Source organism: Rudanella lutea DSM 19387, assembly GCF_000383955.1.
GTDB classification, from domain to species: Bacteria; Bacteroidota; Bacteroidia; order Cytophagales; family Spirosomataceae; genus Rudanella; species Rudanella lutea.
Window position 1 is genome coordinate 3,685,227 of sequence record NZ_KB913013.1, and the last position, 17,263, is coordinate 3,702,489.

General features: G+C 56.8%; 13 protein-coding genes. 10 read left to right on the forward strand and 3 right to left on the reverse strand.

Annotated elements, in window-relative coordinates; genetic code table 11:
• Positions 1 to 29: 29 nt before the first annotated feature.
• Positions 30 to 4,085, reverse strand: a complete 4,056-nt coding sequence (locus tag RUDLU_RS0115240; protein WP_019989265.1) for a S8 family serine peptidase — start codon at positions 4,083 to 4,085, stop codon at positions 30 to 32.
• Positions 4,086 to 4,302: 217 nt separating this feature from the next.
• Here RUDLU_RS0115240 and RUDLU_RS0115245 point away from each other — a divergent pair, with 217 nt between their 5' ends.
• The gene (locus RUDLU_RS0115245; RefSeq protein WP_019989266.1) at positions 4,303 to 4,707 is read left to right on the forward strand and encodes a DUF2147 domain-containing protein; all 405 of its coding nucleotides are present in this window, start codon (positions 4,303 to 4,305) and stop codon (positions 4,705 to 4,707) included.
• A gap of 81 nt (positions 4,708 to 4,788) precedes the next feature.
• Here the strand turns inward: RUDLU_RS0115245 and RUDLU_RS0115250 are convergent, their stop codons facing one another.
• Positions 4,789 to 5,193 carry a hypothetical protein gene (locus RUDLU_RS0115250; protein WP_019989267.1) on the reverse strand — a complete coding sequence of 135 codons (405 nt, stop codon included), beginning with the start codon at positions 5,191 to 5,193 and terminating at the stop codon, positions 4,789 to 4,791.
• A 141-nt stretch (positions 5,194 to 5,334) separates the two neighbouring features.
• Here RUDLU_RS0115250 and RUDLU_RS0115255 point away from each other — a divergent pair, with 141 nt between their 5' ends.
• The 6 genes from RUDLU_RS0115255 to RUDLU_RS0115280 all read left to right on the forward strand — a co-directional run bounded on the left by RUDLU_RS0115255 (position 5,335) and on the right by RUDLU_RS0115280 (position 12,812).
• A complete protein-coding gene (locus tag RUDLU_RS0115255; RefSeq protein WP_019989268.1) occupies positions 5,335 to 6,873 on the forward strand; it encodes a helix-turn-helix domain-containing protein in 1,539 nt (512 codons plus the stop codon).
• 367 nt (positions 6,874 to 7,240) lie between these two features.
• A complete protein-coding gene (locus RUDLU_RS0115260; protein ID WP_019989269.1) occupies positions 7,241 to 8,707 on the forward strand; it encodes a DUF1800 domain-containing protein in 1,467 nt (488 codons plus the stop codon).
• Positions 8,708 to 8,871: 164 nt separating this feature from the next.
• Positions 8,872 to 10,107, forward strand: coding sequence for a DUF1501 domain-containing protein (locus tag RUDLU_RS0115265; RefSeq protein WP_019989270.1), 1,236 nt, complete (start codon positions 8,872 to 8,874; stop codon positions 10,105 to 10,107).
• A gap of 100 nt (positions 10,108 to 10,207) precedes the next feature.
• On the forward strand, positions 10,208 to 11,356 hold the full coding sequence (locus RUDLU_RS27520; protein WP_019989271.1) for a DegT/DnrJ/EryC1/StrS family aminotransferase: 1,149 nt from the start codon (positions 10,208 to 10,210) through the stop codon (positions 11,354 to 11,356).
• Between the two features lie 150 nt (positions 11,357 to 11,506).
• Positions 11,507 to 11,995, forward strand: coding sequence for a 5-(carboxyamino)imidazole ribonucleotide mutase (gene purE, locus RUDLU_RS0115275; RefSeq protein ID WP_027303093.1), 489 nt, complete (start codon positions 11,507 to 11,509; stop codon positions 11,993 to 11,995).
• Positions 11,996 to 12,050: 55 nt separating this feature from the next.
• The gene (locus RUDLU_RS0115280; protein WP_019989273.1) at positions 12,051 to 12,812 is read left to right on the forward strand and encodes a LysM peptidoglycan-binding domain-containing protein; all 762 of its coding nucleotides are present in this window, start codon (positions 12,051 to 12,053) and stop codon (positions 12,810 to 12,812) included.
• A 1-nt stretch (position 12,813) separates the two neighbouring features.
• Here the strand turns inward: RUDLU_RS0115280 and RUDLU_RS0115285 are convergent, their stop codons facing one another.
• Positions 12,814 to 13,659 (reverse strand): DUF481 domain-containing protein, encoded by an 846-nt coding sequence (locus tag RUDLU_RS0115285; RefSeq protein ID WP_019989274.1) that lies wholly within the window; start codon positions 13,657 to 13,659, stop codon positions 12,814 to 12,816.
• 106 nt (positions 13,660 to 13,765) lie between these two features.
• Here RUDLU_RS0115285 and RUDLU_RS0115290 point away from each other — a divergent pair, with 106 nt between their 5' ends.
• The 3 genes from RUDLU_RS0115290 to RUDLU_RS27525 all read left to right on the forward strand — a co-directional run bounded on the left by RUDLU_RS0115290 (position 13,766) and on the right by RUDLU_RS27525 (position 17,249).
• Positions 13,766 to 14,749 carry a Gfo/Idh/MocA family protein gene (locus RUDLU_RS0115290; protein ID WP_019989275.1) on the forward strand — a complete coding sequence of 328 codons (984 nt, stop codon included), beginning with the start codon at positions 13,766 to 13,768 and terminating at the stop codon, positions 14,747 to 14,749.
• A 119-nt stretch (positions 14,750 to 14,868) separates the two neighbouring features.
• The gene (locus tag RUDLU_RS0115295) at positions 14,869 to 16,038 is read left to right on the forward strand and encodes an AIR synthase-related protein (RefSeq protein WP_019989276.1); all 1,170 of its coding nucleotides are present in this window, start codon (positions 14,869 to 14,871) and stop codon (positions 16,036 to 16,038) included.
• A gap of 110 nt (positions 16,039 to 16,148) precedes the next feature.
• Entirely contained in the window at positions 16,149 to 17,249 is a 1,101-nt protein-coding gene (locus tag RUDLU_RS27525) for a fibronectin type III domain-containing protein (protein WP_052316746.1), read from the forward strand.
• The last annotated feature ends 14 nt before the right edge of the window (positions 17,250 to 17,263 follow it).

Consider the following 17,263-nt stretch of genomic DNA (forward strand, 5'->3'; position numbering starts at 1 on the left):
ACGTAGTTTTGTGTCAGATGGGTTGGGGCTCACAGTTTAGTGATACGGACAACGGCTGTTTTGCCGCCGTCGCTACCCAATATCACCACAAAAAATGTACCGCCCGCCTGATTGCTTAAATCCAGATCGGCCGCAAAAAAATTGGCCTCTCGTTGCATTACTTTTTCGGTTACGGTCTGACCGGTAGCCGTTACGAGCCGGGCCGTGGGTAGCTGCTGCCGGGGCTGTAGGGGAAGCCGAACCGTGACCCGCTGCGTAGTGGGGTTAGGAAAGGCTTCGATACCTGTAGCGAGTGGGTCATCGGTGGCCAGAATCGTGACGAGTACCTCGTTAGAAACCACCTCGCCACACCCGTTTACGTTTCCCCGAACCGCGTACCGGCCCGTTTGGGTGGCCGTCAGTGATTGGCTCGTGGCTCCCGTGATGGGAATGCCGTTGAGGAGCCATTGGTTGCTGATGGTAGCGTCGGAGCGGAGCACAAGCCCATCGAGCTGAACGGTCGGTGCCTGCGATTCGCGGAGGCTTACCTGGATACTACTCGAACTGGTGGGTACGCAGTTATTGGCTACCCGCACCGAGTAAGCTCCCTCTCCCGTGGCCCGGAATGTGGCGCTCGTGGCCCCGTTAATAGGCTGTCCGTTGAACAGCCACTGGTACGTCAGCATATCGGTGGCAGTGGCCTGCAAGGTAACACCGGCCCCCCGGCAAATGGTAGTTGAGCCGTCGGCGGTGAGGTTCACGACCGGAAGCTGTCCTGTTGACGTGCTCACGGCTACCCGCGCTGGAGCTGGGCAGTCGAGCGAGCGAACCCGGAGGTTGTACAGATAATACCAGGCATTGGTGAGCGTATCGGTTTGGCCCGTGGAGGCATTGTCGAACAACGACCCCCGAATGCTTACGATGGGCTCGCCTGAGGCCGTGCGGATCTGGTACGGGAAGCCCGCGACGCCTACATTACTCCGAAATATGGACACCCCACCTTCGTACCCGATCGTGATTCGGTAGTCGCCTGCCTGCGGAATCCGCAGATTGAGCGGGTACTCGGCACCGGGGTCGTTCGGGTCATCGACCAACTGACCGCTGGCGTTGAGGGCGGTCAGGCTCGAGTTGCGGGTGGCGGTCACATCGAGCGACACGGTCGATACGGCTACATCGTCGGAAAGCCGCCGAACGGTAAACGTCAGCCGACCGGGGGCCGCCGTGTAAATCCGGGCGCTTTCGAGCAGCACAGGTACGCGCGTACTGATAAGGGGTGCCGGACCAAAGTTGCCGCTATAGCTACCCCCGTTGAAAGCCGTTTTGGCAACCGGGCCAAGCAGTGCGTTCAGGCTGTTGACATCCACATAGTACACATTTTGGCGCTGGCGGGTCTGGGCAATGTTGTTTACTGCTAACAGGTTACCGCCCGTCGGGGCACTGTACCAGAATGCCGTACCTACGCTGTTGTTACGCAGGGCAACGGTGGTATCGGTGCCGCAAACCGAAGCCGTAAACGCCGATACAGACAAGGGGGCACCGGTGGTTACGGTGCGGGTTTCGGTCACGAGGTTGTTCATCGGATTCTGATCGACCGTGAGCGAGGTAGTGGCAGTGATCCGGTAGCTCGCCGAGTTGCCTGTGCCAGGAAAAGACCGGAACGGTACACTGAGCAGACTCTCGCGGAAACCGGACAGTACGGGTAAGGTGGCCTGTGCCCTAATGCTACTGCCGGTAGCCGGGTCGGTCACGGTAACATCGACAGGAACGTTTCGCTGGGTTTGCGACCCGAAGTTGCGCACCCGTACCGTAACTGATGGGGTACTGTTAGAAGGGCAGTAGCTGGCGTCGGGTGTTATAATGCCTGCCACGCCAACATCATTGAGCGAGCGAATAATCCGAAGCAGGTAGTCCTGCGTTTCGCCACGGCTGTAGCTGCCGCAGGGGGCAATAAAGTTGGGGAAACCGGTTTCGCTAACAACAACGCGCACCCGTACCAGCTGATCGAGACTGACCGAAGGAGGTATCTGTAGCGTAGTGGCAAACGTACCCGTGTTGCTGAATATGTCTGATGTAGTCAGTGTATCGCCGGGGTCGGTAAACAGGCCGTTGTTATTCCAGTCGGCAAAAACCCGTACGCTTGCCCCGCGAGCTACGGCGCCATTGCAGGTCCCAGCTGTTACTGAAAACGGCAGCGTTTGCCCTACTTGAACGGGGAGGCTTGTTTGGGTAAAATCCGAATACGACACGCAGCTTCCCGATGCGGTTCGGCTGAGTGAGCCCAACTGAATGCCCTTAATTTGAAGTCCGTCGTTAGTTGAACCCGATGCACAGTAGGCGGTTCCGCCCACGCCCGACGCCAGCAGGGCGTAATCTTGCTTACCATTGATGAGTGAGCTTTTGTGCGTAACCGTAATGGTGTACGACTGCCCCGGTACAGTGTTTTGCACCACCACCTGCTCCACATTGTCGCGGATATTGTCGCCCGTAGTGGCGGCTTGCGCCGGACTGTCTGGGTTAAGCACCCACGGCAACGAGGTTTGCCGTCCGTCGGCGGTGGTGATGCGCAGGTCGAGGTCATTCACGAGCTTGGGTGTCCGGCTGTTGACGTTAGCGGCCGTGAGGGTGGTGGCCGTCGCTTCGGGGTCGTGCCAGACGATGGTCACCGTGAGGGGCCCGCGCCCGGAGGCTACCACCGGCAGGCTGTAGGTTTGGTTGGGCAACAGGCTTTGCTCGCTCAACAAATGGTTCTGGTCGGTATTGAGCAATACCTGCGCGGCCCGCGCCGTGTTGAGCAGTCCCCACCCAAAGCGGTAGTCGGGACCGGGGGCATCGCCCGCTTCGCTGGCCGTATGCAGCACCAGCCCTTTGAGCGTCGAGGCCCGCATGAAATCTCCTTTGTTGCGGCTGGCGTACAATTCCTGCAACAGTAGCAGCGACCCCGTGGCATTGGGGGCCGACATGGAGGTGCCGCTCAGCACGGCATAGGCACTGTCGTTACGGGAGCTGTTCGACAGAATATCGACCCCTACGGCCGCAATATCGGGTTTGATACGACCATCGTCGGTGGGTCCCCAACTGCTGAAACTCGCAATCTGCACGTCGGACGGAAGGTTGTAATCACCCAGAATATTCGAGACGGCCGCTACGGTCAGAATATTTTTGGCCGTGCTGTTGGTCGAAATCTGGTCGTAGCCGTTCTGGTCGCTGCGGGGCTTCGTGCTGGTGGCGTTGCGGTGGTTGATCAGGACGTATGGTTGACCGTCGCCGGGGCCATTGCTACCGTGGCTGTTTCCGGCCGATTTTACGAGCAGATAGTACGGCGCATTAAAGGCGATCCGGTCCCAGTTGCGGGTATTTGAGTCATAAAAACCAAACTTGTAGTCTTCGCGCTCGCTGATGGTGGTGTCGCCGTACCACTCCCATTTGATCGAGCCCGAGCGACTGCTGTTGAAAAACCAGCCCCCCGTAAACCCGTAGGAGTGGTTCGAGACGAGGTACGTACCGGCGGCCTCGGCAATTTCGGTGTCGCCACTGGCGAAGTCGTATGCTTTCAGGTTTGCCCCGAAGGCCATACCCCGCACCAGCGGGTTGCGGCCCTGAGCCACCAGCGTACCGGCCACGTGGGTGGCATGGTTGTCGGTGCCGGCCGGATTATCCATTTGGGTAACACGACTCCCAAACTCCAGGTGCGACCCCCGCACCCGGCCGCCGTCCCAGATGGCGAGCCGATCACGCACGTTGGGACTGCTGCCCGAAAGCGACAGGCCTAACCCTCCGCCCGTGTACAGGTCGGAGGTGCGCGTGGTGCTGGCCGCCCGGATGTTGTTGTAGGTGTGTTCGTAGAGGAGGTTGCCCCGCTCATCGAGGCCCCATAGTTGCTGCACCGTACCGTCGGGTTGGGTTACCCGGACCGGGCGATCCAGCAGCCGGGCTTTTTCGACAGCCTGATCGAAGTTTGTTTGCCGAAACTCCCGGACCGCCTGCTGGGTTGCCGTCTGCTGGCGGAGTTGTGAAGCCGTATATTGAGGAAGCGGTTGGGCCCAGGAAGGCCAAATGACCACAGCTAACAACGCAGTTGTGGCAATCCAAAAGTAGCGGTACGTCATCGGTTTAAGTAAGTCATCCCTTCATAGGGTAGGATGCGTTTAAAAAAAGCTAGCCAATATAATACGCCTGTACGATTAAATAACAGGTAGGGTTGCAGCGACCGAATATTTCCCGTAAAGGCATAAAGAAATAATTTAGAAGTATTTAGGTCGTTCGGTTTAGTATAGTCCGATACGTTGGTTATTTTCGTTTTACTTACTCAACCGATGACGTGCCATGAAGATACAAGCGCCCTTTTTCGCCCGCCGAATCGTACACGGCATTGCCATATTGCTCTTGCTGGGAAGCTGGTCGTCGGGTCGTAATGCTGATCTGATTCTGGGAAGTTGGCTGTTCCCGGCCCGCCAGTCGACCATTGAAGTGTACCGGGAAAATGGCCAGTATTTCGGCCGCATTGTGGAGGTTGGGGCCGCGTACCAGCATAAGCTCTCCGGCAACCGGCTGCTATTTACGAACCTCACCTTCAATGGAAAAGAATGGAGTGGCGGCAAACTGATTCATCCATCGAGTGGGACCCACTACGACGTGGCGATCCAACTCACCAACTCTTACACCCTCAATGTGACGGTGTACAAGGGTCTCCGGTGTTTTCAGAAAAACTACCAGCTTGTCCGAAAATAAAACGAGCGACCGTTGGGGCCGCTCGCGCAAATTTGCTGATAAAGTAAGTCTGGTTGAAAAGGCCGCGTGGCCACCCTTTCGTTAGTCGACACAGGCCGCGGCCAACTCGTTGAATAGCCGACCCGCTTCCGGGTAGTTGCCCGACCAGTAGGCCTGTTCACCCAAGGTGTATCGGAGATTGTCCATCTCCTCGACCAACAGGTGCCGGAACCACGACAATTCGATCACCCGACCATCGTACGTAGGGGTCTGGTTTTTAAGCCAGTTGCCCACGCGCTCACAGGCCGACCCCGCCGGAATTTCTCCGTGCGCTAACAAACTCTCCTGGCCTTGTTCAATAGCTTTCGCCACTTGCCGAAGCCCCGCCCCGATGAAGGCGCGCAAACTGCTTTCGGTCACGACATCCGTGTAGGTCGTCATAATCCGTTCTGTTGAAAAAGAGGTTGGTGTCATTGCCGTAATGAGTTGAAATTCGTGCGATTTCATTGTGCCAGCAAGTTTACAAAGCGAATTTTGAATAGAAAAGCGAATATTCGCAAACGGCCAAAAATTCTCCCGATTCCGTACTGAAAATGGGCAAACCGCGTGGATTATAGTAAGTTTGGCGTTGGGTCTTCTCTAAGCAGTATGGATTTTAGTTCGGATAGCATTCGTATTCTCTTTGGTTTAAAGCTCCGGCAACTCCGGCTCGACAAAGGCTTGACTCAGTACGACCTGGCCGATTTGTCGGGGGTGTCGGTGTCGTACATCAACGAGATCGAAAAAGGGAAGAAGTACCCCAAAACCGATAAGATTATTGCCCTGGCGGGGGCTATGGGCGTCACGTACGACGCGCTCGTGTCGGTGCAGTTGAGCAAACGGATGGAGCCGATTTATAACCTGCTGCGTTCCAACATCCTGCGTGACCTCCCGCTGAGTATGTTTGGCATCGAACCCGCCGACTTGCTCGAGTTGCTGGCCAACGCGCCCACCAAACTGAGCGCGTTTATCAGCACAATCATGGAAATCGGGCGGCAGTACAACCTGAGTGTCGAAGAGTTTTACTTCGCCGTGGTCCGGACGTACATCGAGATGCACGAAAACTACTTTGCCGACATCGAGCAGGCGGCCGATGCATTTCTGGCGCAGGTAAGCCCCGACCCGGCTTTCGTGCTCAACGAGTCGTTTTTGAGTCAGTACCTGCACGAGTGCCACGGCTATACCGTTGAGCTGTTCAACGAGGGGAGCCACCCGCACCTGAGCAGTTTGCGGTCGGTGCTGTTGCCGGCCGAAAAGAAACTGTTGCTCAATCAGGTTCTCACGTCCGATCAGCGCGCGTTTACGCTTGGTCGGGAGGTGGGTTTTCTGCGGCTCGAAAGCAAGGAGCGCCCGCTCACGTCGTCGTGGGTCGAGGTACAGTCGTTCGATCAGGTGCTGACCAACTTCCGGGCTTCGTACTTTGCGGGGGCCATTCTGATGCGTCGGGACCGGGTGCTGCCCCTGCTCGAAAACTGGCTTAGCCTGCCCACCTGGGCCGAAGCCGCCGTGGCGCTGGAGCAGATGCTCGATCAGCTCCAGGCTACGCCCGAAACCCTGTTGCACCGGATCAGCAATTTTTTGCCCCACTACTTCGGTATCGATCAGTTATTTTTTCTCCGTTTTGAGCACGAGCCGCGCGACGTTTCGCCGGGCGACGTTTCGCCGGGCGACGTTTCGCCGGGTGAAGAGACTTTCAACCTGACCAAAGAAATGCACCTCTCGCGGCTGCATAACCCGCACGGGATTACGGGTGAGCACTACTGCCGCCGGTGGATTTCGCTCAAGATGCTCACCGAACTGGCCGATGCCCAACAGCAGGGGCCTGTAGACAAGCCGTTGCTGCGGGCACAGATTTCCACCTACATCGATTCGCACAATAGCTATTTTGTGTTTGGGCTGGCGCGCCCGCTCACACCCATCCGGGGGCTCAACCACAGCGTTTCGCTCGGGATTCTGCTCAACGAAACCAGCCTGAAACGGGTGAACTTCCTCAACGACCCGGCCATCAACCGGCGGATGGTCAACGAATCGTGTGAGCGGTGCCGGGCGCTGGATTGCCAGGAGCGATCGGCCCCTCCGATTCTGTTTCACAAACGGCAGCGCGTCGAGATGCTCAAGAGTGCCTTGCAGGATCTGGGCGTTCGGTAGACTGGTTTATTGTTTCTGGTTTATGGTGGCTGGCGCTGCGGTTTCTGGTTTTTAGTGGTCAGACAGAATTAAATGTAAAATGAATAGTGTAAAATGTATAATGAAATGGTTGACTATCAGCAGGTAATACAATTACTCATTATGCATTTTACATTGTTCATTCACTTAGGGGGCAGTACTTCAGAAAGAAAATTCTGTAGCTCCCATTAAACCTGGGCTTTATTTCCGAATCAAAGCCAAACACACGGTTATCGTTTACATTTTTTGGGGCATCAGGCAGAAGTCGCTCTCAACGATTCTGGGGAGATTATGCAGCTACATAGCGAACTGAAAACTGTAAACAGAGAACTGTAAACCCCCTTTTTTGATGGAACAGATTCACGCACCTCAACGCCAGGCCGTGGCACAGATGCGGCACCTGTTTAACCGGGCTGCTTTTGGGGGTACCCCCGCCGAACTGAATGCGGCTGCTCGTATGCCGCTCCGGCGGGTAGTCAAAAAGCTCATCGACGATAGTCAGAAGGTTGAGCCCCTACAGGTGGTAGCCCGTGAAGAATACGACTCCAAAAAGCAACTAAAAGGACTCCTGCGCAATGGCATGCTCGACCGCGACGCCCTGCGGACGCGTATCCGTGAAAATGCCGAGCTCGTTCGCGACCTCAATGTGCAGTGGCTCGACCGCATGGTGGCGGCCAAAGGGGCCCTGCGCGAAAAGATGGCCTTGTTCTGGCATGGTCATTTTGCGGTGCGGGCCCAAGGCCGCAATGCGCTCGTGATGCAGGATTACGGCAACGTGATCCGGCAACATGCCCTTGGTTCGTTTGGTGATCTGCTTATGGCCGTTTCAAAAACACCCGCCATGCTCCAGTTTTTGAATAACCAGCAGAACCGCAAAAACGCCCCCAACGAAAATTTTGCCCGCGAGCTGATGGAGCTGTTTACGCTCGGGCGCGGGTCGTCGGCGGGTGCTAACTATACCGAGCACGATATTAAAGAAGCCGCCCGGGCGTTTACGGGCTGGCAGTTTACGCTTGAAGGGCAGTTTGTGTTTCGGGAGCGCGTACACGACGACGGACCGAAAACGATTTTCGGAAAAACAGGCTTGTTCAAAGGCGAAGATGTGATCGGGATGCTGCTCGAACGGCGCGAAACAGCCCGGTTTGTAGTCGATAAATTGTACCGGTTCTTCGTCAACGAAACCCCCGACCCGGCGCGTGTGAATGACCTGGCCGAGCAGTTTTACCGCAGTGGTTACCAGATTGCCGATCTGATGGAGACGATTTTTTCGGCCAGCTGGTTCTACGACAAAGCCAATCTGGGCGCGCAGATCAAGTCGCCGGTGGAGTTGCTGGCCGGTATGCGGCATACCCTGGGCGTCAGCTTCGATTCGCCACAACCGCAGGTGTTTGTACAGCGTACCCTCGGTCAGATTCTGTTTTACCCGCCCAACGTAGCAGGCTGGCCCGGCGGCCGAAACTGGATTGATTCATCGAGCCTGCTTTTCCGCATGAAGTTGCCCGACTACGTGTTGCGGGCCGCCGAGGTGAATGTTCGTTCGAAAGACGAAGCCGATGTCAACGCCACGCTGCTGGCCCGCAAAGGAGCCAATCAGTTTGCGACCAAAGTCGACTGGGCGGGTTTTGAAAAGCCCTTTGCCCGCGTTGCCGAAGCCGACCTGCCCGACGCCCTGGCGACGTACCTGTTGCCTCTGCCGCTCCGCCCCGAACAACGCAATCTGTTGCTGAAGCAACTCAAGCCGGGGCAGGATACCTCCGAGACGATTAAAACGCTGACGGCTGCTATCATGGCCTTGCCGGAATATCAGCTTAGTTAGTGGATAATGTGGAATGAATAATGAATAACGAGTAATGTACAATGCCGGATTGAGAGTTTGTGAGCTTTACACAGTCACTCATTGCCGTTCGCAGTCCGCACTCATTGCCGTACGCGGCCCGCACTCTTTCACTCTTTCACTCTTTCGCTCTTTACGTTTCTCCCATGCCAACGCGTCGCGACTTTCTGCAAAAATCAGCACTGACCACGGCCGGGTCGTTGCTGATTCCCAATTTTCTGAAGGCCTACGAACTGGACCGAATGGGGCTACCCCCAACGGGTCAAAAAATTGTAGTGGTGGTTCAGTTATCGGGTGGTAACGACGGCCTGAACACCGTGGTGCCGTACCGAAACGACATTTACTACCGGGAGCGCCCTACCATCGCGATTCGGCCCGAAAAGGTGTTGACCCTGACCGACGAGCTGGGCCTGAACCCGGCGCTGGAAGCGCTGCGGCCTTTGTACGACGACGGGCAGATGACCCTTATCAACAACGTGGGCTATCCTAACCCCGACCGTTCCCATTTTCGGTCAATGGACATCTGGCATACTGCGAGTGACTCCAATCAGTATGTAAACACAGGTTGGGTGGGTCGGTATCTGGACGCGCAATGCAAAGGCGCCCCGTCGGCCCGGGCTGGTGTGCCGTACCGGGCCCTTGAGGTCGACGATACCCTGAGCCTCTCGATGAAGGGTGAGACCGTGAATGGCCTCGCCGTACTCGACCCGAAAAAACTGTACAACCAAACCCGGAGTGGCCTTGTAAAAGGACTGAGTACCACCACGCCAGCCCCCGTGCCCGAACACGATCAGGTAGCGTATCTGTACAAAACGCTGGCCGAAACGGTATCGTCGGCTGAGCACGTGTACGATAAAGCCAAAACCGTATCGACGCCTAAACTATACCCTGCCAGTGAGCTGGGTAGCCGCCTGAAAACCGTGTCGGAACTGATTCAGTCGGGCCTTGAAACGAGTGTGTACTATGTCTCAATCGGGAGTTTCGATACACACATCAACCAGCCGGGGCAGCAGGAGCGGTTGTTACGCCAATACGCTGAAGCGGTGCGGGCATTTATGGACGATATGAAGCGGGCCGGGCGTACGCAGGATGTGTTGCTGATGACGTTTTCGGAGTTTGGGCGTCGGGTCAAGCAAAACGCCAGCAACGGTACCGATCACGGCACGGCAAGTAACGTGTTGCTGTTTGGCGGCAATGGGGCCGGGCCGGCGGCCGGGTCGCGGGTGATCAACGCGGCTCCCAACCTGACCGACCTCGACGAGGGCGATCTGAAATACACCGTCGATTTCCGAAGCATCTACGCCACCCTGCTCCGCGACTGGCTCAAAACCGACGACGAGGCTATTCTGGGGCGCCGGTTCGACAGGCTGCCGATTGTGTAGCCGAATAGCGCATTTTGGTTGTTTGTACAAAAAAAGGGTGCTTTATTTGGTGTGGTTCTCTCCACCCTGAAAACGCTATACGTTTTACGAAGCACCCACCATGCCCGACGAACTTATACACCGTACCATACCCCAGATTGTTCCGTATCTGGACGAACAGGATGCGGCCGCTGTGTTGCAAACGATTCAGAATAACTGGATTACCGAAGGCCCGCAGTCGGCTTTGTTTGTCGATGCACTGCGGCAGCTGATTGGGGTTCCGTACGGTGTACTGGCCCCCAACGGAACAATGGCCCTGAGCCTGGGTTTGATGGCCCTCGGGATTGGCCCCGGCGATGAGGTGCTTGTGCCCGACATCACCTTTGCAGGCTCTGCCTCGGCGGTGCTGATGGTGGGCGCTATGCCGGTTTTCGTGGAGGTCGAGCCCGATACATTTCAGATTGACATGAACCGGGCGGCCGAGGGGCTTTCGGCTCGTACCCGCGCCATTATGCCCGTTCACCTGTACGGGACAGCCTGCGATATGGAGGCCGTTGACGTATTTGCCCAGCAGCACGGTCTGTTTGTGATTGAAGATGCGGCTCAGGGCATTGGCGTTCGGCACCGGGGCAAACACGTAGGCAGCTTCGGCGACGTGAGTTGTTTTTCGTTTTTTGCCGACAAAACCATCACTACGGGCGAGGGTGGGTTTGTGGCCTGCCGCGACGAAGCTATCTACCAGCGCCTGTGCCTATTGCGCAATCAGGGCCGCATGGAACGGGGCTCATTTGTGCATCCGGCCGTTGGCTTCAACTTTCGGATGACCGACATGCAGGCCGCTATTGGTGTGAGTCAGTTACGGAAGTTAGACGACATCATTAGCTGGAAACAGTTGCTCTGGAGTGTTTACGAAGAGGGGTTGAGCGATATAACCCAGATACGGGTGGTGGGGGCAGCCCCGCACAGTACACACGTGCCGTTTCGGTGTGTGCTCATCGCCGAGCGGGCCAATGAGCTACAATCCTTTCTAGCCGAATACGGCGTGCAGACCCGTTCGTTTTTCTACCCGCTACATAGGCAACCCTGTTTTACGCCCGAAAACTCCCGCACGTTACCCGCCCGGCCGGGGGCATTTACGGCCTACGCTCATGCCGACTACGGTTTCGAGCGGGGGCTCTGCCTGCCTTTGTACCCGACCTTGGGTATCGACAATGTGCAGTATATGGTTCGGAAAATACGTAGCTTTTACCGGCATACGACTACCGTTTAGTTCGATGGGCCCATCGCCCGGTGTCTGTCCCGGTTCTCTACCCTCGAATTGTCGTGTACGGCGATAAATTACCGTTCATAATTACCCTGTTTTGGCTGATTCTCCGTTATTTCGCATAGAGTACCTGTACGCAAGGGCTTTCTTGATTGAATGGTAGGAATAATAATGGGAAGCATCTCCGACCGTAAGGTGATGCAGGAGGCCGCCGACGCGCTCGATTCGCTCGGGGTTCAGTGGGAAATGGACATTGTATCGGCGCATCGGACGCCCGAAAAAATGGTCGATTATGGTAAGTCGGCCCGTAGCCGGGGAATTCAGGTCATTATTGCGGGTGCGGGCGGAGCGGCCCACCTGCCGGGAATGGTTGCCTCGCTGACGACGTTGCCGGTGATCGGGGTGCCGGTCAAATCAAGCAATTCGATTGATGGGTGGGACTCGGTTCTGTCAATTCTCCAAATGCCCTCGGGTGTGCCCGTTGCGACGGTGGCTCTCAATGGGGCGCGCAACGCCGGGATTCTGGCGGCTCAGATCGTGAGCCTCACCGACCCGGCCGTAGCTACCCGACTCGATCAATTCAAAGAGGAGCTGAAAAGCAAGGTAGACGAAATGAGCCGCGAGCTGACCAACGGTCTGTCTTAATCGGCCCACTCACTTTTCAGTTGGTTGACTATATACCACAAACGTTTTTAAGAAGATGCAAGCTAACAATACACGAAACGGTCAGGGAAGCTCCACGCTGCCGACCATCACACTGACGGTGCTGGTGGCTATGATTGCGGCTTTGCTGTACGTGGGTTACGAGTATGTAGCTGACAATACGGGTGGGGCCGAAGAGCTGACCAATGTGGCTCTCGACACCACCACCCAATCGCTGGCGGGGCAGGGTGACCCTGAGTTCATCACGCCCCTCGACACCCTCACCGATACAACGGCCACGCCTACGCCCGTCGACCTGTCGCAGGCACCGGCACCCGTGGAGGAGCCTGCCAATGCGGCCGCTGTGGAAGATGTAGCCGCCGACAACCGCGAAAAAACCGAAGGGAAGCCATCGGCCGAAGAGCTGAAAAAGGCCGAATCCGCAACGGAGACGCCTAAGGCCGAGCCCGAAGCGGCTAAGCCTGTTGAAAAAATAGCCGTAAAACCGGGCGGTTCGGCATCGACGCACACGGTGCAGTCAGGCGAAACATTTTACGGGATTGCCAATCGGTACAATATGAAAATTAGCACCCTCAAAGAGCTGAACCCGGATGTTTCGGAAGAGCAGGTAAAGTCGGGGGTGACAAAGCTGAAAGTAAAGGTGATGGCTGTGCACACCGTGGGCCCCGGCGATGTACTGCGGGTGGTGGCCCAAAAGTACGGGGTTAGCAAGGAAGCCCTCATGCGCGCCAATGGTAAGTCGAAAGATATGGCTACCCGGGGCGAACGGCTCGTGATTCCGTATCCCGAAAAGCAGTAAGCTATTTGCGTTCGTAGGCGAGGCCGATCGTCCAGCGCAGGTCGTTGCGGAGCCGCCCCGGCACCACCACGCTCTCGTACGAGTTGGCGAGTGTGGTGCGGAGGCTCAGGGCGTCGGTCATTTTGACCTGTACCGTGGCCGTGCCGTTCCAACGTATATTCCCTGTCTGGTTCAGGGCGGGTTGCCAGAAGGTTGTGTGGCTAACCCGCACGGCTTCGCCCAGCTGATACTCGCCAAACAAGCGGGCTGAGTTTCGTAGTACACTGAAATCCTGCCCTTCAATAAAATCGGTACGTTCCAAAAGCAGTACGTTGGTGAGCGAGAGGTAGGCTTTCTGCCGGTTGAGCAGTTTCAGCCCGACGCCCCCGGCCGCAATCTGCCGGTTCTGAATCTTCCGCAGGTTACTTTTCTCCAACGAGCCAAACGCCAGATAATACAGCCGTTTTTCGTGCCGGTAGGTGGTTCGGAAATCGGCAAACCACTCGCGCTCGTTGAGCAGGGCGTTCTGGCGTCCGTACACAAACGAAGGGCTACTCGAAAATTTAAACTGTTTGCTCACCGACAGGTCGAGGGCGGCCGTGAGTTGTAATAAAAACCGGTTGACGTTGCCCCGCGTGGCGGTTCCGTCGGCCGTGAGCCGATACCGCAACTGGCTGATGGGTGTCGGGATCGCCGGTTGCTCATCGGGCAGGCTATCAGCCACAACCCCAACGGAGTCGCGCGGGGCCGATTGGGCCGTATCGGGCCGGGCGGGTCGGAGAGGGTCGGGTTGCTCGGTAAGCTGGGCAAACCCCAGCCGGGTACCTAAAACAAAGCACAGAAGAACGACGTAAAAGCAAAAGCGCATAGAGTAAACCGGGTGGTGAGCCGAATGGTTAAACTACTATGTCAACGTATAGCCCGCCCCGAATTGTTTACATTCGCATTTCGATGTTTCCAACCAGTACGCAACCATGAACACTACTAAACCCGTAACCCGCTGGGGTATTTTAGGATTAGGCCGTATTGCCCACAAATTTGTGCAGGACTTACTGACCGTTGAAGGGGCTCAGCTACATGCGGTAGCCGCTTCTGACCAGGCCCGGGCCGAGGCTTTCGGCGCTCAGTACGGCGCAACACACTGCTACGGGTCGTACGAGGAACTGCTCACCTGCCCCGACCTCGACGTGGTGTACATTGCCACGCGCCATGTGTACCATCATGCCAACACGCTGATGTTGCTAAATGCCGGTATTCCGGTGCTCTGCGAAAAGCCGTTTGGTATGGATGCCGGGCAGGTTGCCGAGATGGTACAAATGGCCCGCGAGCGGGGCGTTTTTCTGATGGAAGCCCTGTGGAGCCGCTTTATGCCAACGATTCTGAAAGCTAAAGAGTGGGTCGATTCGGGGGCTGTTGGCCCGGTTCGGATGGTGCGGGCCGACTTTGGTTTTGCGGCCAATAAAGACCCCGAAGGTCGGCTGTTTAATAAGGCACTGGGCGGAGGCTCTCTGCTCGATATTGGTATTTATCCCCTGTTTCTGTCGTATCTGATTCTGGGTAAACCGGCGCATATCCGGGCGGCTGCCTCGTTTGGCGCTACGGGTGTCGATGAGCAGTGTGGAATGGCACTCACCTATGCGGATGGTGAACTGGCCCTCCTCGATAGCACCATTCTGGTGAAAACAGATACCGTCGGCGTCATTCACGGCGAACAGGGCACCATTCGGATTGCCGGGCGTTTTCATGAAAGTACTACGGTATCCCTTGAACGGGAAGGCGAAGAGCCGGAGGTGTTCAGCGTTCCGAGAACCACCTTTGGGTACGAGTACGAAGCCCGGCACGTGATGCAGTGTCTTGCCGAAGGACGTACCGAGAGCCCGCTCTGGTCGCTCGACAACAGCCTCGACCTCATCGGCCTGCTCGACGCCGTCCGCACCGAAGCGGGAATACATTATTAAGGAGAAGGGAGGAAGGAGGAAAGGGAAAAAGGTGAGACTACGCTTGTGTCCCTACTCCCTTCTCCCTTTCTTCCCCCTTCTCCTTTCCTCCCTTCTCCTTTCCTCCCTATCTTTGCCCCATGACTGATCGTTATGCTCAGCGTGGGGTTTCTGCCGATAAGGAAGACGTTCACCGCGCCATTGCTCAGCTCGACAAGGGGCTGTTTCCCAAGGCTTTTTGTAAAATCGTACCCGATACGTTGGCCGGTGACCCGGACTACTGCACCATCATGCACGCCGATGGGGCGGGTACCAAATCGTCGCTGGCGTACCTGTACTGGCGCGAAACGGGTGATCTGAGCGTTTGGCGTGGCATTGCACAGGACGCCGTCGTGATGAATACCGACGACCTGATTTGTGTGGGCGCTACCGGCCCCATGCTACTCTCATCGACCATCGGGCGGAACAAGAACCTGATTCCGGGGGAGGTGATTGCCGAAATCATCAACGGAACCGAAGAGGTGCTGGCCATGATGCGGGAGCATGGCATCGAAATTTACAGCACCGGTGGCGAAACCGCCGACGTAGGCGATCTGGTCCGAACGGTAATCGTCGACAGTACCGTGATTGCCCGGATGCGCCGGGATCAGGTCATCAGCAATGACCGTATTCAGCCCGGCGATGTGGTGGTGGGCCTGGCTTCGTTTGGGCAGGCCACCTACGAAACTGAGTACAACGGTGGTATGGGCAGCAACGGCCTGACCTCGGCCCGGCACGATGTACTGGCGCATTATCTGGCTGAGCGATACCCCGAAAGTTTCGACCCGGCCGTAGATCGGAGCTTAGTGTATAGCGGGAGCCGCGAGTTGCAGTCGGCGGAGCCCGTAGAGAACGGGTCGGTGCCGGTGGGTAAGCTAATTTTATCACCTACGCGGACCTATGCGCCGGTGGTGAAGCAATTGCTCGACGAGTTGCGGCCCCATATTCACGGGATGGTGCATTGCTCTGGCGGGGCACAAACCAAGGTGCTGCACTTTATCGACAATCTGCATGTGATCAAAGATAACCTCTTCCCGGTGCCACCTTTGTTCCGGCTCATTCAGCAGGAAAGTGGCACAAGCTGGCAGGAGATGTACAAAGTATTCAACATGGGCCACCGGCTGGAGGTGTACTTGCCCGATGAGTTTGCCCACCAAGTGATACGCGTAGCACAGTCATTTGGTATCGAAGCGCAGGTGATTGGGCGTGTGGAAGCGCACACAGGTAAGCAGGTAACCATCCGTAGCGAGGCCGGTGAGTTTGTGTACTGATCCGTAAAAAACTACATAGAGTACGTAAGGCAGTAGGGCACAAGAAGACCCTACTGCCTTTTTTTGTGGCTCCATCCAGGATGTCTACCTTTTTTGTAATTTGTCGCCTTATGCGACTGTATCTACTCATAATCTGTTTGTTAACGGCGGTCCGGCTGCTGGCACAAACACCTTTTACGGCCCGGTGGTCGTTCGACGGGAATACGGCAGGCAGCAGCTCGTCGCCGTATATATCCGTGGGCGACGCTGGATTTGTGGGCGTGAGGCCATCGAATGTAGGTCCCTATGTGAATGGGGCTGCGGGGCAAGCTGTAAATGTCGGCGACTGGTCGCAGTCGCAATGCAACCGCAATGAGTTTGCGATGATTACGGTACAGCCCAACGCGGGTCAGAAAATGACTCTTTCACAACTTTCGTTTTTCTTCGGCCGGTCGGGGGCGGGGCCGCAGCAGATTAGCGTACGGTCGAGTGTCGATGGATTTGCGAACGATATATTTACAGGGAGTGTGCCTGAAACACCCCCATTTGGGGCCGCCGGGATTCCGTTGTCGGGTGGGGCGTATGCCAATCAGGCCGGGGCTATCTCGTTTCGAATCTATGGATGCCCACCAAACAGCGGTGGTACCCTGCGGCTCGACGAACTAACTATTTCGGGCACCGTGACCACGGCTCCGTTGCCGGTATCGCTCCTGTACTTTCGGGCGCAGGCTCTGCCCGACAACCGCGTGCAGCTCAGCTGGGCTACCGCTACCGAGCAGGACGCCGACCGGTTCGAAATTCAGCGGAGCCGCACATTGGCCGAGTTCGGAACGGTGGGGCAACTGCCCGCACGAGGCACTACCGATACCCGCCAACTCTATACATTTACCGACGACTGGCCCGACGCGGGCACGACCTACTACCGACTTCGGCAAGTGGACCGCGATGGTACGGCGCACCTCTCCGAGGTAGTAGCCGTGGTGCTCGACGACCGTACGCCCTCGTTATTGGTTATCGATACGAATGGACCGGGGGTTGTAGCCCTCAAAGGCCGGAATCTGGGCGGGGCCGCGTGGTCGTTGTGGTCGGCTGCGGGATTGCCGGTGCCAGTTACGGCTCGTACCGGTTCCGATGGCCGTGTCGAACTCATTGGCTCGTTTGGGGGTGGTTTGTATCTGATCCGGGCCGACGGGGCCGATTGGCGTCTGGTGCAACGGGTGTGGGTGCGGTAAGGTGCTATTTAAAA

Bases quoted from the DNA above. Each gene is read 5' to 3' on its own strand.
- RUDLU_RS0115245 (WP_019989266.1), top strand. From the start codon at position 4,303: ATGAAGATACAAGCGCCCTTTTTCGCCCGCCGAATCGTACACGGCATT.
- RUDLU_RS0115290 (WP_019989275.1), top strand. From the start codon at position 13,766: ATGAACACTACTAAACCCGTAACCCGCTGGGGTATTTTAGGATTAGGC.
- RUDLU_RS0115280 (WP_019989273.1), top strand. From the start codon at position 12,051: ATGCAAGCTAACAATACACGAAACGGTCAGGGAAGCTCCACGCTGCCG.
- RUDLU_RS0115265 (WP_019989270.1), top strand. From the start codon at position 8,872: ATGCCAACGCGTCGCGACTTTCTGCAAAAATCAGCACTGACCACGGCC.
- RUDLU_RS0115285 (WP_019989274.1), bottom strand. From the start codon at position 13,659: ATGCGCTTTTGCTTTTACGTCGTTCTTCTGTGCTTTGTTTTAGGTACC.
- RUDLU_RS0115240 (WP_019989265.1), bottom strand. From the start codon at position 4,085: ATGACGTACCGCTACTTTTGGATTGCCACAACTGCGTTGTTAGCTGTG.
- RUDLU_RS27520 (WP_019989271.1), top strand. From the start codon at position 10,208: ATGCCCGACGAACTTATACACCGTACCATACCCCAGATTGTTCCGTAT.
- RUDLU_RS0115295 (WP_019989276.1), top strand. From the start codon at position 14,869: ATGACTGATCGTTATGCTCAGCGTGGGGTTTCTGCCGATAAGGAAGAC.
- RUDLU_RS0115260 (WP_019989269.1), top strand. From the start codon at position 7,241: ATGGAACAGATTCACGCACCTCAACGCCAGGCCGTGGCACAGATGCGG.
- purE (WP_027303093.1), top strand. From the start codon at position 11,507: ATGGTAGGAATAATAATGGGAAGCATCTCCGACCGTAAGGTGATGCAG.
- RUDLU_RS27525 (WP_052316746.1), top strand. From the start codon at position 16,149: ATGCGACTGTATCTACTCATAATCTGTTTGTTAACGGCGGTCCGGCTG.
- RUDLU_RS0115250 (WP_019989267.1), bottom strand. From the start codon at position 5,193: ATGAAATCGCACGAATTTCAACTCATTACGGCAATGACACCAACCTCT.
- RUDLU_RS0115255 (WP_019989268.1), top strand. From the start codon at position 5,335: ATGGATTTTAGTTCGGATAGCATTCGTATTCTCTTTGGTTTAAAGCTC.